The 19,288-nt window shown below is 43.3% G+C and carries 21 protein-coding genes and 1 tRNA gene; 4 read left to right on the top strand and 18 right to left on the bottom strand.

Going from position 1 to position 19,288, the window contains the following annotated elements; translation table 11 throughout:
• Positions 1-65: 65 nt before the first annotated feature.
• Positions 66-929, top strand: a complete 864-nt coding sequence (locus R7Z50_RS14885; protein ID WP_053409768.1) for a hypothetical protein — start codon at positions 66-68, stop codon at positions 927-929.
• Between the two features lie 104 nt (positions 930-1,033).
• On the opposite strand, the gene R7Z50_RS14880 is transcribed toward R7Z50_RS14885, so the two are convergent.
• The 3 genes from R7Z50_RS14880 to R7Z50_RS14870 all read right to left on the bottom strand — a co-directional run bounded on the left by R7Z50_RS14880 (position 1,034) and on the right by R7Z50_RS14870 (position 2,832).
• A complete protein-coding gene (locus tag R7Z50_RS14880) occupies positions 1,034-1,537 on the bottom strand; it encodes a helix-turn-helix domain-containing protein (protein ID WP_053409769.1) in 504 nt (167 codons plus the stop codon).
• A 156-nt stretch (positions 1,538-1,693) separates the two neighbouring features.
• Positions 1,694-2,083 (bottom strand): hypothetical protein, encoded by a 390-nt coding sequence (locus tag R7Z50_RS14875; protein ID WP_318149137.1) that lies wholly within the window; start codon positions 2,081-2,083, stop codon positions 1,694-1,696.
• A gap of 269 nt (positions 2,084-2,352) precedes the next feature.
• Positions 2,353-2,832 (bottom strand): hypothetical protein, encoded by a 480-nt coding sequence (locus tag R7Z50_RS14870; protein WP_139374586.1) that lies wholly within the window; start codon positions 2,830-2,832, stop codon positions 2,353-2,355.
• Between the two features lie 274 nt (positions 2,833-3,106).
• Between R7Z50_RS14870 and R7Z50_RS14865 the strand changes: the two genes are divergently transcribed.
• Positions 3,107-4,369, top strand: coding sequence for an ABC transporter substrate-binding protein (locus tag R7Z50_RS14865; RefSeq protein ID WP_139374585.1), 1,263 nt, complete (start codon positions 3,107-3,109; stop codon positions 4,367-4,369).
• A gap of 134 nt (positions 4,370-4,503) precedes the next feature.
• Positions 4,504-5,415: a hypothetical protein gene (locus tag R7Z50_RS14860; protein ID WP_157052363.1), complete on the top strand. Its 912-nt coding sequence runs from the start codon at positions 4,504-4,506 to the stop codon at positions 5,413-5,415.
• Between the two features lie 29 nt (positions 5,416-5,444).
• Here the strand turns inward: R7Z50_RS14860 and R7Z50_RS14855 are convergent, their stop codons facing one another.
• The gene (locus R7Z50_RS14855; protein ID WP_053409774.1) at positions 5,445-6,584 is read right to left on the bottom strand and encodes a phosphohydrolase; all 1,140 of its coding nucleotides are present in this window, start codon (positions 6,582-6,584) and stop codon (positions 5,445-5,447) included.
• 143 nt (positions 6,585-6,727) lie between these two features.
• Here R7Z50_RS14855 and R7Z50_RS14850 point away from each other — a divergent pair.
• Positions 6,728-6,849 (top strand) — tRNA-Ala (locus R7Z50_RS14850).
• 38 nt (positions 6,850-6,887) lie between these two features.
• Here the strand turns inward: R7Z50_RS14850 and R7Z50_RS14845 are convergent.
• The 14 genes from R7Z50_RS14845 to R7Z50_RS14780 all read right to left on the bottom strand — a co-directional run bounded on the left by R7Z50_RS14845 (position 6,888) and on the right by R7Z50_RS14780 (position 19,244).
• The gene (locus R7Z50_RS14845; protein ID WP_053409775.1) at positions 6,888-7,601 is read right to left on the bottom strand and encodes a DNA/RNA non-specific endonuclease; all 714 of its coding nucleotides are present in this window, start codon (positions 7,599-7,601) and stop codon (positions 6,888-6,890) included.
• Positions 7,602-7,744: 143 nt separating this feature from the next.
• Complete coding sequence (locus tag R7Z50_RS14840) at positions 7,745-8,203, bottom strand: hypothetical protein (RefSeq protein WP_139374584.1); 459 nt, start codon at positions 8,201-8,203, stop codon at positions 7,745-7,747.
• Positions 8,204-8,289: 86 nt separating this feature from the next.
• Positions 8,290-8,721, bottom strand: coding sequence for a hypothetical protein (locus R7Z50_RS14835; RefSeq protein WP_053409777.1), 432 nt, complete (start codon positions 8,719-8,721; stop codon positions 8,290-8,292).
• Between the two features lie 140 nt (positions 8,722-8,861).
• Positions 8,862-9,356, bottom strand: coding sequence for a hypothetical protein (locus R7Z50_RS14830; RefSeq protein WP_139374583.1), 495 nt, complete (start codon positions 9,354-9,356; stop codon positions 8,862-8,864).
• A gap of 398 nt (positions 9,357-9,754) precedes the next feature.
• Entirely contained in the window at positions 9,755-11,917 is a 2,163-nt protein-coding gene (gene dinG, locus R7Z50_RS14825) for an ATP-dependent DNA helicase DinG (protein ID WP_189338766.1), read from the bottom strand.
• Between the two features lie 280 nt (positions 11,918-12,197).
• Positions 12,198-12,656 carry a hypothetical protein gene (locus R7Z50_RS14820; RefSeq protein WP_053409781.1) on the bottom strand — a complete coding sequence of 153 codons (459 nt, stop codon included), beginning with the start codon at positions 12,654-12,656 and terminating at the stop codon, positions 12,198-12,200.
• A 96-nt stretch (positions 12,657-12,752) separates the two neighbouring features.
• Positions 12,753-14,287, bottom strand: a protein-coding gene (locus R7Z50_RS14815) for an IS3 family transposase (RefSeq protein ID WP_411912938.1) whose coding sequence is annotated in 2 segments (ribosomal slippage) — positions 12,753-13,834 and positions 13,834-14,287 — 1,536 coding nt in all. Because the reading frame shifts where the segments join, the coding sequence is not laid out codon by codon here.
• 136 nt (positions 14,288-14,423) lie between these two features.
• Positions 14,424-14,699 (bottom strand): hypothetical protein, encoded by a 276-nt coding sequence (locus tag R7Z50_RS14810; protein ID WP_053409784.1) that lies wholly within the window; start codon positions 14,697-14,699, stop codon positions 14,424-14,426.
• Positions 14,696-15,307 carry a hypothetical protein gene (locus R7Z50_RS14805; RefSeq protein ID WP_053409785.1) on the bottom strand — a complete coding sequence of 204 codons (612 nt, stop codon included), beginning with the start codon at positions 15,305-15,307 and terminating at the stop codon, positions 14,696-14,698. Before R7Z50_RS14805 ends, R7Z50_RS14810 begins: the two co-directional genes overlap by 4 nt.
• A complete protein-coding gene (locus tag R7Z50_RS14800; RefSeq protein WP_053409786.1) occupies positions 15,304-15,606 on the bottom strand; it encodes a hypothetical protein in 303 nt (100 codons plus the stop codon). The genes R7Z50_RS14805 and R7Z50_RS14800 overlap by 4 nt, the downstream gene beginning before the upstream one ends.
• Positions 15,607-15,667: 61 nt before the next feature.
• A complete protein-coding gene (locus tag R7Z50_RS14795; protein WP_053409787.1) occupies positions 15,668-15,976 on the bottom strand; it encodes a hypothetical protein in 309 nt (102 codons plus the stop codon).
• 123 nt (positions 15,977-16,099) lie between these two features.
• Complete coding sequence (locus R7Z50_RS14790; RefSeq protein WP_053409788.1) at positions 16,100-17,770, bottom strand: DUF6884 domain-containing protein; 1,671 nt, start codon at positions 17,768-17,770, stop codon at positions 16,100-16,102.
• A 14-nt stretch (positions 17,771-17,784) separates the two neighbouring features.
• Positions 17,785-18,333 carry a hypothetical protein gene (locus tag R7Z50_RS14785; protein WP_053409789.1) on the bottom strand — a complete coding sequence of 183 codons (549 nt, stop codon included), beginning with the start codon at positions 18,331-18,333 and terminating at the stop codon, positions 17,785-17,787.
• A 95-nt stretch (positions 18,334-18,428) separates the two neighbouring features.
• The gene (locus R7Z50_RS14780) at positions 18,429-19,244 is read right to left on the bottom strand and encodes a hypothetical protein (RefSeq protein WP_053409790.1); all 816 of its coding nucleotides are present in this window, start codon (positions 19,242-19,244) and stop codon (positions 18,429-18,431) included.
• Positions 19,245-19,288 lie beyond the last annotated feature (44 nt).

Raw genomic sequence — 19,288 nt, 5'->3', positions numbered from 1 at the left:
TGTCTTGCGCGTTTAGTGAGTGGCCGTAGATTAGGAGAAAACCAAAAACAACCAAAGGCAAAACTATGAATCCACTAGTAATTAACCCTCTACAGATAAAGTACCTAACAAACGGGTGCGGTGAAGCGGTAGATGAATCATTCAAGTACCTGGACAAGCATCAGCTGGACTATGACAAAGAAGCAGGGCATACACTCACTGCTACAGAGTCGGAGTTTGTAAAAGAAGATGTTATCGGGCTTGCTGGTGGGTTGCTTCACTGTAATGTCGCGTATTCGGTCCTCTATAGTGGTACTAAGTTCCTCTGTTTAGTGCACAGTGAATCATTTGGGGAGGATTCGAACGAACAGTCGAGAGAAGAGGCTTACGACAATCACAAGCAAGCTCTAGAAGCGGCTAAAATGATGGCTGAAACATGCGGTGGTCATGTTGCGTGGCTATCAGAGCCAGATGATCTTTTCGCTGTAAGCAATGGCTTTGGCGGTGAATACGTAACGCGCATTCTGATTCCGTTCAGTCATGCCGAGCAATTTGGTTGCTACTCGATTTGGGCTAGTCACCTGAAAGGTATCGATTACTCGGTGCTCTATAAATTTACTAAGTTGAAAGCAATACTTCCTATGCTGGTACCCAACGCTAAGTTTACAGATCAGGAACTCAACGATTTGTGCAGCAGTGAGGACAGTTTGAAGGATGCGATTAATCGCTGGCTGAACAAGCAGCACGTAACCATAAAACCTCTTGTATCTCAAGTGCATCAAGAATATATCGACTTTGATATTGACGGTGCAACTAGAATCCGACGCGCTAAGATGCGATTAGACCTGAAAGATGGCGATGTTTTTAATGTTTACTATGACGTTAGCTCAAAATCTGGGGCCGAGTGGAAAGGTAACTTGGTTAACTCTATCACTCTCGCCAAGCTGTGATGAAATAGCAGACTAAATTTAGGTGTAGGTAGAAACCAGACACAATTAAGGCTCCAGAGGGAGCCTTTTTAATGCAACCGGTAAAAGTAATTTCTACGGATGCGTTACGATAACTTAACCTTCTCACTGTGGGTGCTTGGGTCAAACAAAAATAGTTTGGCTTTACCATCGTCAGGAAGCATTTTATTGATTGCTTCTAGTAGCTCCTGAGAGGAATGCCCGGGATCCAGAACAATGATTGGGGAGCCAGATGCAACCCGTTCATCAAGTAAGGCTTTCATGTCCACCAGCGGCCTTTCTTCATCTTTCTCTGACTCTGAATTTAACTTGTGGCCTTCGACCAACCTAACCAGTTCGTCGCCATCTGTAATGGAATAAGCGCGATTTATTAAAGCAAGAAAACGGACCTTTTCGGGTATCGATTTAGTACCAAGTTCAATACCGGAGAGTAGGGAAGAAGAGTAGCCAAGTGACTTGGCCATGTCTCTTAGAATGACATCGTGCTCAATTCGTAAAGCTCTTAGAAACTTTCCAAGTGGCGTTACTTTAACTGAGTTTTTACTAGAGTTGAGTGCAGGCAAAATCGTTCTTTCTGATGGATCAGACATGTCTAAAATCCCATATGTTTAATTTACAAGATTATTAAAAAGCAGTGGCAACAACCACTGCTTTAATATCAACATGACCATCATAAACATAATCTGGTAGATGGTCACAAAACAAAATTAAAAAGCTAATCCTGACATTTTAAAAACATTCCAGTACTAAGCTTGATATGAATGCGAAAGAAACTTTATTTGACTATCGACTGTGAATGCTCTCGGCTCAAGTTTAAATCGTTTGTTTTTAGATAACTCGTCGAGATAGTGGATAGTAAAATTCATAGCATCAAGTCCGTGCTTACAGATAGCTTGTTCAACTGTGGATAATGATTTAAACGCTTTGCACAAAACATCTGACGACAAAGCCTCTTTATGAATAAATATGTCCTTGTAGTTCAGGATGCGTTGCAGGGAATAGTTGATATACGTTTTTCGTTCAGCTGTCGCTAGGGCGCTGATTTCGCTGCTTAGCAGCTCTACTTGATCTAGGTATTCCGACATGGTTAAGCCCTTTTGTATTGGTCGAAATGTAAAATGGGTTGCATAAGACATGCTAGCCTACATACGAACCAGATAGATGAAGACGATTCTGGAATAAAAGATTGCCATAAGGCATAAGACGCGCAAGCGACAGGAAAGTAGAGTTTATATACTATTGCAACTATCTGACATTGCTAATGTAATTTGAAAAACAAACAGATATGGTACAAATGAAAAGAGACGGGTTACATATTCATGCACGTAATTGTTCTTTTTAACAATTATAAAGTATGTATAATCCCGTCTTTCTTGAAGTTGCCGTATGTTGTTTAAAACCGATTTTAAAACGTAGCGTTTACGGTTTTTACAAAGGCAGAGAAGCGGTCTAAGACGTTTAAATTAGTTACACCATACGTTAGATAGAACGCTTCCTCAGCCAAAATGTCATTGCCATCAAGATAGAACTTGGTGTTTGGGTGAGTGCGATTTAGCTCGTTCAGGTGTTTAGGATCTACAGACAGAATAGCTCTAAGAGCGAAGAAGTCAGTAGTCGAGTTAGCGTCCCATGTTTGATATGGGTCCAAGTCACCTACAGCGATCGAGCCATTGACTCCGTTAATATCTATTAACAGTGTCATGGTTTCCCCGTCGAACGAATAGGTTAGATCACCGTTACCAAACTCCGCTGCAATGTCAGTGAAAAGGTTGATGACGTTTGAAGGTGTTACCTCTACAACAAGGTCGTCAGACTCAATGTTGTTAGGTTGGTGATCTATACAATTTTGAGTTGTTTTAGCGTTAAACATAATTTTTTGGCTCATGTTTATTTTTGTTATATGTCACAAGTAAGCGATGGTCAGTTATCAACTTATGTTGATCATTTATAGTTATTTGACCTAGTAAGCTCCCTAAAATTGAAACATTCATTTTTTGGGAGAAAGTCACAATAATTGAAAATGAGATGTTTTCAAAATTTGTACGATTGGTAAGTTAATTAATGTGCTTAAAATTCCAATGCTGTTAACTAACAGTTCAATTATAACAAGCACTTAGATTTTTTTTGTTCATCGAAAAATATTAGGGAAATTGTCATTTGTGAATCGAAATTTCGTTAACTATTTGCTTCAAAAGCCATCAAATCGGCACAACTGGTTTAATAGAGCCTGGTTGATGTGCCGTGCCTTGGTGCTATATGGCTGTTTGTCGTTTGTTAGCGCACAAGCTTTACCATATGAAGAAGTTTCGAGGGCTGTTCACCCGTTAAAGGTGGGTGTCATTATTAGCAGCAGTGCTAACAAATCCAATTTCATAAACTATGAACGCTCATGCATTGTTAGAGGTATGGCGCGTTCATACTTCTTGAACAACAGTGACGCTCAGATCCGTTTTATTTTCGAAGAAGTAAGCGACATTTACGCGATGGCAAGTGCCAAAGCCGCTCAAGATCTAGTTAAACAGAGTGTTCAGCTTGCGGTGCTCCATTTAACGTCAACTCAAGCTGAGGCTGCAGCTGATGTATTTTCTAATGCTGGCATACCCTATATCACAAGTGCTACCTCACTGAATACCATCAAGCCTGGTTATAAAGGCGTTAGCATTTCATCTTCAAACAAAACGATGTCTAAGATTATTGCTCGTTACTTTATGGCTAACTTTCAATATCGCTCAATCGTCGTGGTACCGAATCTCTTAAATAACTACTCAGATGAATTTAGTGAGTTGTTTAAAAGGGAAATCTACAGCCTTGACCATCGTAAACACATCAATACCTATCCGTTTGGCCTTGAAAACGAACGACTTGATGATCTGGTGGCTCGTATCCCCGATGGAGCCTTTGTGTTCGCACCGTTATACAACCCCAAGATAGGTGTGCTTTACAACCGTTTAGTAAGGGCCGGGAAAAAGGACATTATTTTCTTTGGTGGAAACGTGCCAATGAATAGAACTGAATTTTTAAAAGTGTCTGGTGGTATCTCCGAGGATGTACGAGCGCTGTTTATATCTGATTGGGACATAGACCATCCAGCTACTAGCAAAAGTACTCTTGAACAACGAAGAGCACAAAGTTCTATCCAACGCATTGTGGATGCCTATTGTGATGTCGACGGCGTAACAACACATGTAACGGTTGCATACGACCTAATGAAAATGCTGATGGCAATAAGTGATGATTTCAAGGAAGGAACAACACCAAAAGAACTTATGCGGATGATTAAACAGTCACCCTATAGCACTGTTACTACGGGTAACCACTTTTCATTTGATGATGATGGATTTGCTTATAAGCCTATGTACCTGTTCGAAATGACAGGTGAGAAGCTTATTCACCTTGAAACATTTGAACCGCTTAAACCTTAAGTGAAGGCATAATGAATTATCTTAAACATAATGCGATGATTATATTCACTGCGAGCTTTATAATTTTCGCAAACTATGGGCTTTTCTTCCTTTCAGGTGTTGATTCTACGAACCGCCTGAGAAATGAGAAGGGTGTGTTTGTTGAAGCCGCTCATTACAGGTCCACTTCTGACTTAGTGTATGAAAATGCATACTACTTCAATGTGGACGGGCTTGAACGTCATATGAAGGCGTTCATTGAGCGATTTGAAAAGCAGGCACCGTTTATTAGTGCGTGTATTAGCTTGAAGTTGAGTTCCGTTGATGGCCACCAGCAAGCAGAAAGGGTGGCTTGTACGCGTGAAGATACGTTGGCCATGATCAGTTCTATGCCAACGCGAGAAACATCACGTGGACAATCTCTATTAAAAATTGGTGATTTGGACTTAGGTAAAGTCCAATGGATTGTTTCGAACCGGGTAGGAATGCCTTGGTATGAACACATGTCCTTAAACCCTTATTTATTCTTTCTCTTTGCGCTGTGCCAGCTTGGGGTGTTTTGGTATGTTCATCGATACTACGAAATGCGCCGTGACCGTCAGATTGCTGCGTTAAGAGAAATACCAGCGTCACCTGGTGAGACGATTTCCGATGTCCGTTTGAGGAACATTCAAAAAATCATATCCAAAAACAAGCGTGGCTTTGTCCTGAACAAAGATTTTCTATACGCCACGTACAAGCATCCATACGCTACATTGCACTTTACGAATGGCACGAAACAGAATATCCGCTGCTCAATGGCCGAACTGGAAAACTCATTTAGTGACCAGTATTTGAAAATTAGCCGAGCGTGCGTGATCAACACGGAGATTATTGGTGAGTACAGCCAAATTAAACTCGGTCGAAGCGATAAGGATCACGTGTTGATGATTGACGTAAAAGGGGAAACCACAAGGCAGGAAATTGGCGCGGTTTACTTTGCCTCACTAAAAGATAAGTTGATGAAAGTTAGTTCCAACAAAGCCAAGATAGAACCAGATAACAACAGCGAACAAGTTGACGAATAAAGAAGGGAGCATGACGCTCCCTTTTTCCATTATATGGCGCCAGAAGATTCAGTACTGAACGCGCCTTTAGGTAGTGTCCAAATCTTATCATCCGGGACAAAGATAGGCAGAGTGTATTCCTTTCGGAATGATTGCTGTAACGCTTCCTCGTCATCGATAATAAACGGGGTAGTGCTGGTGGCCCTCTCAAACACGTTCTTGCCGCTACGGGCGATTGTGACCCCAAATTGGTCTTCGTAATCAGCAACCTCTAAGATTTTTTCTGGCCAATACTCATTAATCGTTGCAAGTACCCGGTCAGAGGAAAAGATACAGAGCTTACAGCTCGAGCGACCCCAACCTAAGCGATATGGTACAGGTGGTGTAATTCTCCAGTCAGAAAGTATTTGCCATACATCTTCTTCGGTTAGATGAAGCACATTTCTCCAAGAGTCGATATAACGCGGCTTTTTCGGGTTTTTACTCTTCCTCTCAGTATCTACGGCATGCGGGGCAAGTTGTGACATTTTCGCTCTAGGGGATGATTCAGCTCTCCTTTCACCAGTTATGAACAGGATACGTTGGCCAAGGAATCTGTCTTGATTGGTCAAGGCTCTTTTAGCTGGATCAACTTTGAGTGAAGATGAGCACCATCTCGTGCTTAATGACCCGCTTTGTTGAGGAAACTTTCTACGGGTGCCTGGTTTGCATGTTTCGCGGCCAAGCTCAATGATGCCGGCAGGCGTTTCAAATGAGTGAGGGTGGGGAATAGAATTATGTTTTAGCATCTCCCCTCGAAGCCCTTTATTTAGCCAGCTGCAGTACAAAGGGATTCCGAACGCTTCTGCAAGCTTCTTGTTGTAGGAGTACATGAAGTTCCAATCAAAGAAGATGTCATCATTTAGAGGGTCGCCGTCGACATGGTTGTGCCAAAGTTCAATTTTCTCTTTGGGGTACCCCATTTCCAATAAGCGGCATAATCCCGCGATACTATCTTTACCTCCACTCATGCTCACGATGGCAAGGTCATAATCACTCAGATCTAAATCGGGACAGTCAAATCTTACGTGAGGGTCGGCAGGTTCAAGAGCTATAAGACTGTCACTTCCGAAAATATCTAATTGAACATTGCGACGAATTGAAGGGATAACGACGCTATCATCATAGTGGTCAGTATTGGTCATTTTCATATGATTTTTACCAGAGTGATAATGAATTGAATTTAAAAAAACAATATGTCAAAGTTCATTACCTGCAATGGTAATAATTATTTAAAACGCTGTATTTTGAATGTGATTGTTTATCAGGTATAATTGATGGGTTCTTATGAAGGCGGTCTGTAGTTCACTGGGAGAACGCTCATAGCGTGAGTGGTTGGCAAGGTGAGGGATAGCAACCCGAAACCATCTCCAACCGGTTTGCAAGCCGATGCGGGTTCAAATCCCGTCAGACTGTCCCCATAAGAATAATGGCCAGCTTATGCTGGCCACTGTTCAACTCCAACCACAACCCCTTGGGATCATCCAAGAGTGTTCCGGTTTACCTGTCTTCATGTCAGGTGTCATTGGGAACGTTTTACCCGTTATTTTTTCCAAGTCAGCCACCGACACCAAGTATTTATCAAGTACTGCTTTTTTCATGCCTGCTTTGTTTGGCAATATCCAAGCAAGCGCCCGGTCTTTACGTACAATGAGTTTGTAGAAGTAACCTGGTGTGACTATGCCATGAGATTTGAGATAGTCAGAATTGGCTGGTGTCGCACCTGCTATGATGCCGCCGTAAATCTCAAGAGGTTCTATATCACGGTAGCATTCAGCTATTAACTCAGTCTGCTTCATCGCGCCCCGGTTTAAATCTCGATGTTGTGGCCAGATGTTTACCATGAAGTTTGTCTGTTTAATGCCTAGTTCTGAATTATCAATATGATTCGCTGGTACGCCGTGGCCGCGGTCAAACGTACTCTTGCCGTTTACCTTGTAAGTCGATGTGCTTGTTTGCTGGCAACGGGCAGGTACCTCCGGGTCAAACTCAAAATCTTGTTTGCGGTCTATGTCGCCTTTGTCTCTCCCAAGGGTGTAATGATATTGGACTGCCCCGCGTAGATCACAGTCGATGTCCAAATCAAAACCTTCATATTGTCGGTGGATAATCTCAGCATTTGCTATGCCGGCAAAACTTAACAGCATAGTAAACAGAACGGTTCTCATGTTTTAGTTCTCTCCGTAGATGGTATGCATGGATGATTGATTTCAATGACTCACAAATGGCGCCAACTCAACTGATGGCTAAAGGTTTTGCGAGATAACGGAAAAAGCGGCCATAAAGCCGCTCTTACCGGATGCAACCGTAGTTAGGCGCATTTGATTGGTGATGTTTCAAGACTCTCTTTCACTGAGATCACGTTTGTGATTTCGAAGGTTGAACCTTCGTGATAATGAGCCCGAATGCGATTACTCACATCGACTTCAATGTCGCTATGCGCTGGTGGTTCACCGTCGAGAGTTTGTACATGGTACGTTTCTTCGTGCTCGTCATCGATCAGGATGTCTACTGCAAATATGTTCTTCAAATTGTCGTTGAATAGGTCACGGAGCAACGTTGCGCGTGTTTCTTCCACTGGTAGTTCATCTACTGGCAGTTCTTTGTTTTGGTTGCCAAGTTCAAAGCGATAGGCCATCAGTAAGGTAGATAGGTCGTTCTTGCTTATCTCGCAGGTACTCAAATCAGATTCGTTACCAAGTGCTGCGCGGGCTAGGCGAGTGAACACACTTGAAATATTTGTCGTATTAGTTGTTACCATCTTCTTCATACTCTTCTGGTAATTGGTTAACGAGCTGGGCCAGTTCGTTAAATTCGTTAAAGCCCAGCGGTTTTGTGCTTAATCGCGGTGGGCGCTTATTTGCTAATAGCAAGGGAACGCTTTGGTGCTTCGGGCATATACTGCCAGCCTGTGATTTTGTGATATGTCTGGTCAATAATTTCACCATTACGTAAGTAATTAACGCCATCCCAAAGTGCTTCAAGTACTGAATTAGGAACGTCCTCGTGGTCATACTCGATCAACACTAACAGGTTCAAAATGCGCTCACGGCCATTTAGTTGTGGTTTTAAGTCCATCAAATTGAAATGGTGCTCAACGTTTACATCTTCGACTAGAGATTCAATTTGCTCTGCCGTCGGGCATTTCCAACCATCTTCTATGAAGTCTGAAAAGTGGTTAACGATGTTCTCTGAGCCACCTTGTTTCTGTATAAGGGATTGCATTAGACGCAAAGCGACAACAACAGTGGTTTGGTTTTGAGGGTTAAGAAGCTGCGTGTCTTTCATGTTGATTACCTTGAATTGAATTAGTCATTCAACGGTAATCGAGTTCGACCAACGCGCAATAGAGATAAAAAGGGATTTAGGTAAACGGTGTACCAGGGGGAATAGGTAATTGGTACACCGGGAGAATGGATAAGATGAAGCTAAGCTACGGTTGCTTTCATTACTACAACATGACGCGGAGAATCATTTAGTGATGTTTTTGGCTTGAATTGAGCCAGTTCGTCCCATTCTTCGCCAGCGCAAATGCTACCAAACGAGTGGGCAGCAAATGGCAACTGATCAAGTGACTCGAAAGTCGTATACGCAGTGCTGTCATTTTCGTAGTCAGTCAAAACCCATTGGTCGCCGTTGTGTGAAACACTTAAGGCTATGACGTTGGAATAATCTATTGTTGGGATAGCCAGTATAAGTGGACTGTCAGTTACTTGATCCACAAAGGCAAGAGCACGCTCTTTCGTATCAAAGCATCCACAGAAAAGAGGGGATATACACCAATTCGAATCAATGACTTTTTCGATAAATTGTTTAGCAAACATTGTAGGCAAACTACCGTGTATGGAAGTGATATACCGTGGATTGTGGCTGTCAGTGATGTACTGAGTAAAGTCGTAAAGGGGAGTTGTCGCAGATGTCATTTGAAGTAGTCCTATTTTGTTTAGATAGCACCAGTTTACGGGTTCGGTAGAACCCGCAACTATCAACTCATTCACTTATCGTCTTCTTCCTTCTCATTCGTTACTGTGTGCTTCTGTGGAGCACCCAATGTAATTAAATATAAGCAAATAATAATTGGTAGAATGACGGTAACAACTGGGCGTACTTGGTCAGGAGTGATAACCCCTTTAGTGAACCAGACATAGAGCAGGGATCCAGACATTAATAGACTTAGGATGATATAAAACCCAGCTATGAATTTTCCTGTTTTTGTCCCGAAAAAATTCAATAGCCAGTTACTTATTTGAGGTGTCATTAATCTCTCCTGTGGGTGAATGACAATGGTGCCGGGCACAACTACCCGACACTGATAAAAAGGTCATGCAAATAGTTTTAATGGAGGCAAAGAATCAATCAATTGCGCCCCGTATTTTTTGCTACTCAGACGGCGATCGAAGATCAGCACTTCGCCGCTGCAATCAGCTGATCGAATAAGACGACCCACTTGTTGAATGAGTTTTGCGCTCGCTTCTGGCAGGCTCAACTCAAAGAAAGGGTTACCACCGTTTTTACTGATGAATTCGCTCTCAGCTTCATCTACAGGCTCTTTAAAGTTAGCGAAAGGTATCTTGGCAATTCCAACACAGGTCAAATATTCACGTGGTAAATCAAGCCCTTCTCCTAGTGATGCGACCCCGACTAAAATCGATTTGAGGCCATTATCGATACGCTCTTTGTGTCTACGAATCAAATTAGGTCGGGTATCTTGCCCTTGAATAAGCATGTAAGCTTTAAGTTCCGGTGATACCAACTCAATGTAGCGATTCAACTGACGGTAGGAGGTAAACAACATAAGCATCGCTTTGTGTTTTTGTGCCATTTGTCCTGTGTAGTGAACAATTTCAAGTGTGTGCTGTTCTTCGTTTTTAGCTGTAGGTTCTACCTTCATTGGTGGAATGATTAGCTTAGCTTGGTTCTGATAATCGAACGGGCTATTCACGCGGCAATACTGGGTACCATCATTCGCGCTTAGGCCAGCTTCAAGCATAAAGCGGTCAAAGTTACCAAGGCTTGTCACGGTTGCGGATGTTAGTACCGCGCCAGCTGCTTTCGACCATAGCGTGTCTTCAAGTTCTTTACCTACGCTGATTGGCACTGCGTTAAATGAGAGGTCAGGTCGACCATTACCGCCGCACGATACCCATTTAGCGATAGCTGACCCTTTCTGCTCAATCTTGGTGAACATCTGCCACATATCTGCAAAACTCTCTGTATGTGCCTGTAGGCGATTTGATTCAGACAGAATTTTTTCAATAGCAGGTGTGGAAGGGATTTTGCGTTTTTCCAAAGCTTCTTGAAGCTTACTTGTGTGAGCTGACACGCAACGGTTAATCTTGCCCGACAGCGTTGATAAATTGCTAAGCGATGTATCTAACACTGATGGTAATAGACCGTCTTTAAAACGGTAAATTTGCTCTTGAGAGTAGTCACTAGAGAAATTGCAGTTTGCCAAAAGCATGTCAGTAACTGAGCGTAGTTCCTCTACACAGCCTTTCACAACTTCATCAAGCTCTCTGCCATCTTTAACGATAGATTGGCTGATCTCTTGACCATGTACCATCGAAAGCTTGGACACCGCTTGTGATACCTTTTTAAGCCAAGAAAGGCTACCTTCAATAGTTACTTTTTGCTCAAAGGAAGAACGGAATTGCTTTGGGATATGATGTGCCTCGTCGATAACCCAAATGGCGTCTTCCGCTGGCGGTAGGACATTGCCACCATTCGCTAAGCTGGTCATGGTTAACGCATGGTTTGCAATAATCACATCAGTTGTATCCAGAGTCTTACGAGCGTTATGGAAAGCGCATTCTTCGAAGTAGGGGCAAATACGCTTAGTGCATGTGCCTGACTTACAGTTCACTTTGTTCCAAAGCGTAGAGGCGATAACTTCACCTGTCACTGGCCAGTTATCCATAACCCCGTCCCAACTTTTGTTGTCGTAGTTTTCGATCATGCGCTCAAGTAGTTCAGCGTCTGCACCAGAAACTTTCTCTACAGGTTCTTGAGAGTCGAATAGGGTATCTTCGCTACGGGCTGGTGGCGCGCCCACAGCAACGGTTTCAACATCACGGCGGCACAGGTATCGGTTACGGCCTAAAGCCACCTTAAACGTCATGTCAGGTCGTATAGATTGAAGTAACGGTAGGTCTTTGAGTTCTAGCTGACTCTGCAAACTTACGTTGGCAGTTGAAACGATCAGTTTCTTGTTTAGCGCCTTGGCTAAGACGATCGATGGTATAAGGTATGCAAAAGTTTTACCTGTACCAGTGCCAGCTTCCGCAGCGATGATACGGCGCTTCGCACCTTCATTTTGCGCGTAGACACCACCAAGCGTTTTAGCAATTTCTGCTATAAGAAAGCTTTGCTCTTTTCTCGGCTTAAAACCAGAGAGAGCATCCTGAACACTTTTATATAATGTTCTGATTTCTTCTTTGGTTTTGTCATTCAAATCCAGTTGCTTGGCTGGTGCTTTCTCAATCATGTGGTGACTCTCCATTAACTTTATACCGTGATGGTAAGACGGTTTAGTCAACGCGCAAGTCACTAAAAAATAGTGGAATTATAAAACTCAGAGTAGGGTGTGGGTTGTGAAAAACTGCCAGTACTGGGAGTAAATGGAAGACAAAAAGAAGAGTAGAAACGCAGCCACTTTGTAACTGTCAGTAATAGAAACACAAAGAGAAAATTAACCACAAAATAAATGCACCCGTTGTTAGTAATGGCCATAAGAACCCCACTAATTACGGATGCATTAATGCACGTTATTTTATGATTTCACAATGGCTAAACATGTTCTCTTCCCCGCCCTCTAAATTGCCTTTTTTATCAAATTTCAGGCGAACAAATTTGCCATCTGGATATGGGCCATTGGCATCATACTGTGTTCTAAGTTCAAAGTACGCTCTTTCACTTTCACCATTATTTTTCTTTGTAATTACATCTGCTTCGAATCCATGAGGATTTTCTTTAATTACAGTAACCGTTCCCGGTGCATAAGAGAATTTAGTAAGGTCGAAGACCTTGCCAGTGTTTTGAAGATTCCAGTACAGCTTATTGCCATTCTTACGGGTAAACTGATAGCCATACTGATCAGAAAAGCGCAATTGACAAAAAATATTCAAGTTCGGGTCATTTAAGTTTAAAGGCTGGTATGCAGCTGCTGCGTAACCTGAACTCAATAAAGATATTACTGCTAGTGTTTTTAATCCCAATTTCTTCATAATCATTCCTATACTCCGAAGATAACTGTCTTCGTCACTGTTCTACTTTTAATATTGCGGCGTTTTTCAAGGTAGTTGTCATCATTCGCTTGTTTATTAAGCAGCTTCTCTCTCTGGATTTAGATGTACGTCACCAACTGGCTTACAGTTCCTGATATCACCAGGCCATCGTTCGGGTTTTCGCTTTTTTGCAGCGAGTAATACCTCCGCTCGACGCTTCAAGATCTCTTCGTCTTTTCCGTTATGACGCTCTAAGGGCGTGACGTAATTTAGCTTGCTGTGCTTGTGCTCGGTGTTGTACCAGTGCACGAAGGCTTCAACCCAACCTCGACTGCTTTCGAGATTTTCAAAGCCCTTTGTCGGCCAGTTCGGCATGTACTTAACCGTGCGGAACAACGACTCGACATACGGGTTATCATCACTGACTCTTGGGCGGCTATACGATGAGGTAATGCCTAGCTCATCCATCTTCGCTTTGAACGTCAGCGACTTCATAGGCGCACCGTTATCTGAGTGAAGAACTAGCGGTTGATTGAAGCACTGCTCTCGCATCAAGGTTCGTTGCAGGAGCTGTGACGCTAACTCACCGCACTCACGTTCATACACCTCATAGCCCACGATTTTTCGGCTGTAGATGTCCTCTATTACATACAGATAATAATGCTGGCCTCGAACCTTTGAAGGCAAGTAAGTGATATCCCATGTGTAGACTTGATTCGAGCCTGTCGCCGTATAAGTCGTTGGCTTCACTTGCTTTTGTCTACTCCTCTGACGGCCTCGGTTGTTAAGTTGTCCTTGAGCGCCCAACACCCGATAATAGCTCGACTCTGAGGCGATATACTCACCTTTATCAAGCAGTGTCGGCACTATTTGAGTCGGGGGTAAGCTCGCGAACTCTGGGCGGTTACATACCTCGATAATCGCATCACGCTCTTGCTTTGACAGCTTGTTAGCTGGCTCTGGTCTGAGGCAGGTCGGTCTTTTATCCGCCTGAACCTTTCCTTGTAGATACCATCGACGATAGGTTCTCAGATCAATTTGAACCTCATGACAAGCGCGTTCTATGCGACAACCATTTTGTTTGGCTTCGTGGATAAGAGCAATCAGGTGCTGCCTTTCATCGGTTGAGGTTAGTCGTCCTCTGGCTCTTCCCCGTAAAAGGCTCTGAGCTTTTTTCGCAGAACCAACAAGGCAGCAGTTTCAGCGAGCGCCTTTTCTTTGTGGCGTAACTCTTTTTTCAGCTCTTTAATTTCAAGTTTATCGGCTTTGGCCTGTTTCTTTGCTTCAGCTTCCCGTTCTTTGCTTGACTGAAAGCCTTGCATACACTCTTCTCGCCAACTCTGAACTTGCTCTGGAAAGAGACCTTTTTCACGACAGTAATGGCTGAGTTCACTCTCCGTCATCGAGTAGGTTTCGGCAACGATGGCAAGTTTGGTTTGAGCAGACCACTGCTCTGATGAAGTGTTACTATTTGGCACTGCGGCTCCTGAACGTCTGAGTTGCTGCCGCCAATGATACAGGGTCGCGGTGCTAACGCCTTCTTCTTTTGATAGCTGGCTCACTGACATTGAGTATGGAGGCAATAGCTTCTTCAATATGGCTTCTTTTCTTTCTGCTGGAATGCGAGACACAATTCATTCTTACCGCCCTAAACTGGTTAAATTTTAACAGTGACAACTATCCTGCCAGAGGGGGATTGTTAGGGGCTATGTTTTAGCACGGAAGTACTAAGTTAATCGAATGAAAAACATAGTTTTTTGTACAATGTTAAATTCCAATATCCCAAGAATTACCTTCTTGTCGACGCTCCCAAAGTAGCGCTATTGCTTCATCTCTTGTTTCACAACTATCGATCACTACCATGCCGTACCCTTTGGCTAGTTCAACATCCCATTTCTTCGTTTTGATATTGAAACAACAGACACCTTGGCAGGTGATTTTATCTTCGAGAAAAACAGGGCAGTTTTCTTGGCCACTCAACCACGGCTTTTCTGCCAAATGGAAATATTCATCGCTATAAACATCAGTAAGGATAGGGGTCACTTTGTCACCTTGTTTTGTTTTGCCAACTGCTCACGCTTTTCTACTGCTTGGTAGGTTTCTTCGGTCGTTGCTCCGCGCCAAATTAAGTTACGGTGAATGGCTTCACCCATAAATTCAGGATTAATCAAATCACGTGAACCAATAGCATTCACAAGCTCTCTATCGGTCATATTCGACATCGCTACACGTACATGTTCACGAATAGGCATATCACCTACAGGAGTGGGGTAAGTTCGTGCAATTTGATCCAGTGGGTAAGCTTGTGGAACCTCATGCCAAAAAAGGTCAACCTTCAAACTGTCACCATTTTGAAGAAGCCATGAACGGCCATCTTTTAAAGCCTCATTCTTGGTCATACCGAGAGTTTTATATATCTCCAAACCAAAGTTGATTTGATCCACGCCCAATTTCTCAGCGGCAAGTTTCAGTGCCAACTTTCGTAGGTGTTTTCCCGGCAACTCGCCAATCGTTTTTGCGGGTCTTGCATAGTCACCATTCGGGCCACATGCGATATAAGTTGGAATTCGCTCTGGCAGTACATCGATTTCATTGGTGTTGTAAAAATCGCACTCATTCTGATAGTGAGTGATAGCAGGATTCAGTTTCAAAATGGGTAACCCTCAAATGTTTCTTCTGTAAATACCATTCCCTGCGCCGAGGTTTGGACAGTCACTGGAGCTGGGTGCTCTATAAGTAATGGCTGGTCATCTTCCTGCTTTTCTTCGCGTTCGCTTTCACAAGGGCCATTACACATCGCTTGCACGTGATGTTTCCAAGAACGACGCAATTGGATGTCTGTAAAATGGGGTTCAAACTCACCAAGCAGTGAACCATCAGGGGCGGTAACCACTGTTTGATTTGGATTAGAACGGTTTATAAGGATTTCATCAGGGTGAATAGCTGCCATTTTTATTCTCTCTATATTTAATTTTTGTGCCCACAGGTCTTGTTGGTGGGGCTGTTTATGATTAGTCGATGTCAATTAGTTCATTAGATGGAAGACGTTTGAAGTACTCGTTGCCTTTATCAGAAGGCTTGAAACAGCGGCCATTAGGTGAGAACACTGCAACGACTTCTTCGCCATCAAAAACGTCACCGCCCAAGGTGTAACGGTTGTAATCTTGCTGTTCTGTGTGTTCGCGCCATTTCTCTCTGGCATCCTTTAGATCAACCACATCAATGAATTCTTCTGTCTCGATAGCGTAGCTATGAGTCAATGTTCCAACGCGAAGCTTAAGTTGACCTGTCGTTGTCGGTTTCGAATTTTGTTTTGTCATGAGCGTTATCTCCTGTGGTTTGATTCCATTAAAAGCGAGTTAGCGAATCACACAAGATGCTCAGGTTTAGGTTTGATGATTGAAAGGCGCCACGTAACAGCAGCGCCATTTTTAGAGTTTGGTTTAGATAGGTAGGGTTGTTTGAATCGCTACGCGCTGACCGTCAGAGAACAACCGAGTGAATGTTTCCGTTCGCTTTTCAAAATTCGTTGCTTGATGATGGCGGCAGGTGAATGACTGCCAATAAGCAAGCTTTAGCCCCTTAAGAAGCTGGTCTTCTATATCGCGGGGAAAACTGCACAATAGGTTTAAGCAATACTCTTTCGCGTCTTCTTCCTGCATGTCAGATACATCCAGTTCCCAAACTGCTTCCATTGATTCATTCCATAGCTCGACAAAAGCAAACACATTTTCCTCGATAGCCTCTGCCGCCGAAGTAAAAGCAAGTGGGTCTTCATATTCCTCGGTGCAATCATGTCTTGCATATTCAGTGGAGCGGAGCGTTTTATCTTTAGTGATTTCTACGTTTACCTCACGCAGTAATTGGGAACCAATGCGCGATGACGACTTCTCATTCCCTAGAACGGCTGCAGTTCGGCAGGCATCGAAACTTGCATCAAAGCCGTGGATATGCGCGAGAGTTTTTCGTTCTTCATAGACACCACCTCGGGTTACTTCGGAACAAGCTAGAAAATGAGCTCCAGTAAATAGCCTCTCCTTATTCGGCGCCTTTAATTCAAAGAGCTGTTCAATTTCCAAAGGTGACAATCTGACGGGTACATTGACTTTGACCTCTTGGCCATCAACAACCTCGATAGTCGAAATGTACTTCTTGCAGGGTATACCGACGCGAATAGGTGCAAAACTTAGTGCTTTCATCATGGACATAGCGTGCTGGCCAATGTCTGGTGCCTTATGAATCGGCAGGATCACATCACAACGACGTGCTAACCACTTAATCACCGATTTGTTCTCTTTGACTATCGCTAAGCTGGCCGCTGGGTCAAATGGGTTGTCTGGTATGACGATACTTAGCTTTTTAGCATGGCCTTTGAAAGACTCCACGATACGCTTATACCGCGAGAATACTTCTTGAGGTTCTACGAAGTTACCTTTGCCAACTTCGGTAATGACACCGTTGTCGAGAAAAGCTCGGTTTCCCCTAATCAATGACTGTTTCATCATGTCGAGTAGGTGAGGTTGCTTGATGTCGCTAACGTAGGCAAGAGAAGCGCCCAAGCAAGCGTTGGCAGCTGAATAGCCGGTAAACTCGTCAGCTGATGCTAAGCCTGACCGATACAAAACAGGTGAAAATGGTTTTGGTATGTTATTGAGGATCTTCTTTAGTCTACCTCTAAGAACTCCAACGCCAATGTGTTTACGGCAAAAGTACGTCGAATTGAAGGTATTAAGCAGCTTCTGGGAGCTTGGCTTTTCAGTCATCATGTCGAAGACTTTCAAATAGTCATTTGACAACACGACAAACAAATCGCGGGATTTCTCTGCGTATTGCTTCAACAGCTTATTGGCGCCTGCTGTGTGCTTATCAACATACGCTTGCATCGCCGCGGTTTGGGTTCGCTTAGGCATTTGCTGATCATAATGGCCAATGACCTGTTTAGAATGAATCAGGCCATGTAAACCTGACAGTATAAGCACTTCAAAGTGATCGTGTACATTATCTATGTTCGCACGAATTAACTCGTACACATGACCCAAATATAGGTCGAAAGCTTGAGCTTCGGTCTGAGCTTTATTGTCACTGCAACCGATGATTAGAAGTGGTTTAGCCATTGAATCTACCTCAGTTATGCCGCTCGTAGAGAGTGAAACAGTTCGCCCGATAAATGTTTGCTGTCTGGAATGCTTGAGCTGGTACCAATGTCGATAAATGGATGCTCGTTTAAAAGCTGTTTGACAAAATGTGGCCATTCTTCAAGTGAGTCGAAGGGACGGACAATATCGTTGTAGATAACTTCAATCTCGTTGGCTTCTGTTACATAGCCTGCAAATAGAACATTGCAGTACTCGGTATTGAACTGCTTCTGGGCTTCTTCTTTGCTTGGGAATGAAAATAGGCATAAGGACACACGCGGGGCTTCCGTCGCGCATGTTTTAGGATGCTGGTGGAGAGAGACAATTTGATGGATTTCAGGATTCACGTAAGCACTGTCCCAACTATCATCTGAGTAACGCCCATTTCCGGTTATAAGGCACTGCTCATGACAAATATCACCATCATCAAATACACGGTATAGAGTCAGATCTTGCGATTGATAGACGCGTGCCTGACCGTGAAAAAGTGGAGTGTGGCTAACGTGTTGTAGGTGAGGTAATAGGTAGTCGTATAGTTTCATCGTGGAATCTCCTGTGCTTGAGATTCAATTTTCCGACACTTCTCTAATCGCGCCAGTGGCTGCAGGCTGGCAAGTTGCCAACCTGCATGGTCAAGTTATGCAGCTTTGAGCCAGTCGTTAACACGCTGTTTGATGGCTTCAACAACAATCTCTTTGTCAGTCTCAAACATAGAGTTTAATTGTTTGTCCTTAGCATCCCTCATATCGTCATAAAAGGTCTGTGTAATATGACTAGCAAAGTTTGAGTTCCCTTTGATATGCCGAATGCCGCTAACGAATGCCAGATCGGTGGTGGCCGACGCCGGGTTAGAAATGACGGCATTGATATATTGAAGCACCCCTTCCACGGTTGCATTCAACTCAAGCTCAAGGTATTGGCCAATCCGAAATACTGCCTGCTTGTAAGCTTTCATGGTCATCGCATCTGCAGGTTTGTTCATGACTTCCTTGATGTACTCGCCAAGCGATGCAAGATATTTAAGCTCAACCTCATTTTGGTAAGGGCGATGTATAGAATAATTCACGGCGTGCTCTAGGCCGTAAAGGTGAAGAAATACTTCCTCATTACCTGTCCACTGCTCTTTGATCTCAGAGGCGCTACGACGAATTAGTGGATAAATTGCTTTGTAATATTGGTCACAATCCTCTGTTAAACGAAACTCTTTGTAGCAGTTCGTGATAAAGCTTTCATAGTCAAAAGAGACATCTTGATGGGATTCTGAAAGGGGTGATTGTGCAAATTCTTCCGGTGTAGCAATGCCGGTAACATGGAACGTCCACAGAATGGAGTCGACAAACTTAAACGGTGTCCCGCCGTAAATCATGATTTTATTATCGAAGTCTACAGGAAGGTTTTTATCTGTTGAGCGAATTCCCATTAGTTGACCCGAAAAGTGTATTTTGTGATTCATTTTGCTGTTCCGTATTCATTCGGCACCAAGAAATCACGATTTAA

The sequence above is a fragment of the Vibrio sp. 1249-1 genome, from assembly GCF_033340495.1.
This window is presented reverse-complemented; position numbering and strand designations above follow the sequence as displayed.

Bases quoted from the DNA above. Each gene is read 5' to 3' on its own strand.
- R7Z50_RS14795 (WP_053409787.1), bottom strand. From the start codon at position 15,976: ATGACAAAACAAAATTCGAAACCGACAACGACAGGTCAACTTAAGCTT.
- R7Z50_RS14790 (WP_053409788.1), bottom strand. From the start codon at position 17,770: ATGGCTAAACCACTTCTAATCATCGGTTGCAGTGACAATAAAGCTCAG.
- R7Z50_RS14820 (WP_053409781.1), bottom strand. From the start codon at position 12,656: ATGAAGAAATTGGGATTAAAAACACTAGCAGTAATATCTTTATTGAGT.
- R7Z50_RS14885 (WP_053409768.1), top strand. From the start codon at position 66: ATGAATCCACTAGTAATTAACCCTCTACAGATAAAGTACCTAACAAAC.
- R7Z50_RS14845 (WP_053409775.1), bottom strand. From the start codon at position 7,601: ATGAGAACCGTTCTGTTTACTATGCTGTTAAGTTTTGCCGGCATAGCA.
- R7Z50_RS14830 (WP_139374583.1), bottom strand. From the start codon at position 9,356: ATGACATCTGCGACAACTCCCCTTTACGACTTTACTCAGTACATCACT.
- dinG (WP_189338766.1), bottom strand. From the start codon at position 11,917: ATGATTGAGAAAGCACCAGCCAAGCAACTGGATTTGAATGACAAAACC.
- R7Z50_RS14855 (WP_053409774.1), bottom strand. From the start codon at position 6,584: ATGAAAATGACCAATACTGACCACTATGATGATAGCGTCGTTATCCCT.
- R7Z50_RS14880 (WP_053409769.1), bottom strand. From the start codon at position 1,537: ATGTCTGATCCATCAGAAAGAACGATTTTGCCTGCACTCAACTCTAGT.
- R7Z50_RS14835 (WP_053409777.1), bottom strand. From the start codon at position 8,721: ATGAAAGACACGCAGCTTCTTAACCCTCAAAACCAAACCACTGTTGTT.
- R7Z50_RS14785 (WP_053409789.1), bottom strand. From the start codon at position 18,333: ATGAAACTATACGACTACCTATTACCTCACCTACAACACGTTAGCCAC.
- R7Z50_RS14875 (WP_318149137.1), bottom strand. From the start codon at position 2,083: ATGTCTTATGCAACCCATTTTACATTTCGACCAATACAAAAGGGCTTA.
- R7Z50_RS14800 (WP_053409786.1), bottom strand. From the start codon at position 15,606: ATGGCAGCTATTCACCCTGATGAAATCCTTATAAACCGTTCTAATCCA.
- R7Z50_RS14780 (WP_053409790.1), bottom strand. From the start codon at position 19,244: ATGAATCACAAAATACACTTTTCGGGTCAACTAATGGGAATTCGCTCA.
- R7Z50_RS14840 (WP_139374584.1), bottom strand. From the start codon at position 8,203: ATGAAGAAGATGGTAACAACTAATACGACAAATATTTCAAGTGTGTTC.
- R7Z50_RS14870 (WP_139374586.1), bottom strand. From the start codon at position 2,832: ATGAGCCAAAAAATTATGTTTAACGCTAAAACAACTCAAAATTGTATA.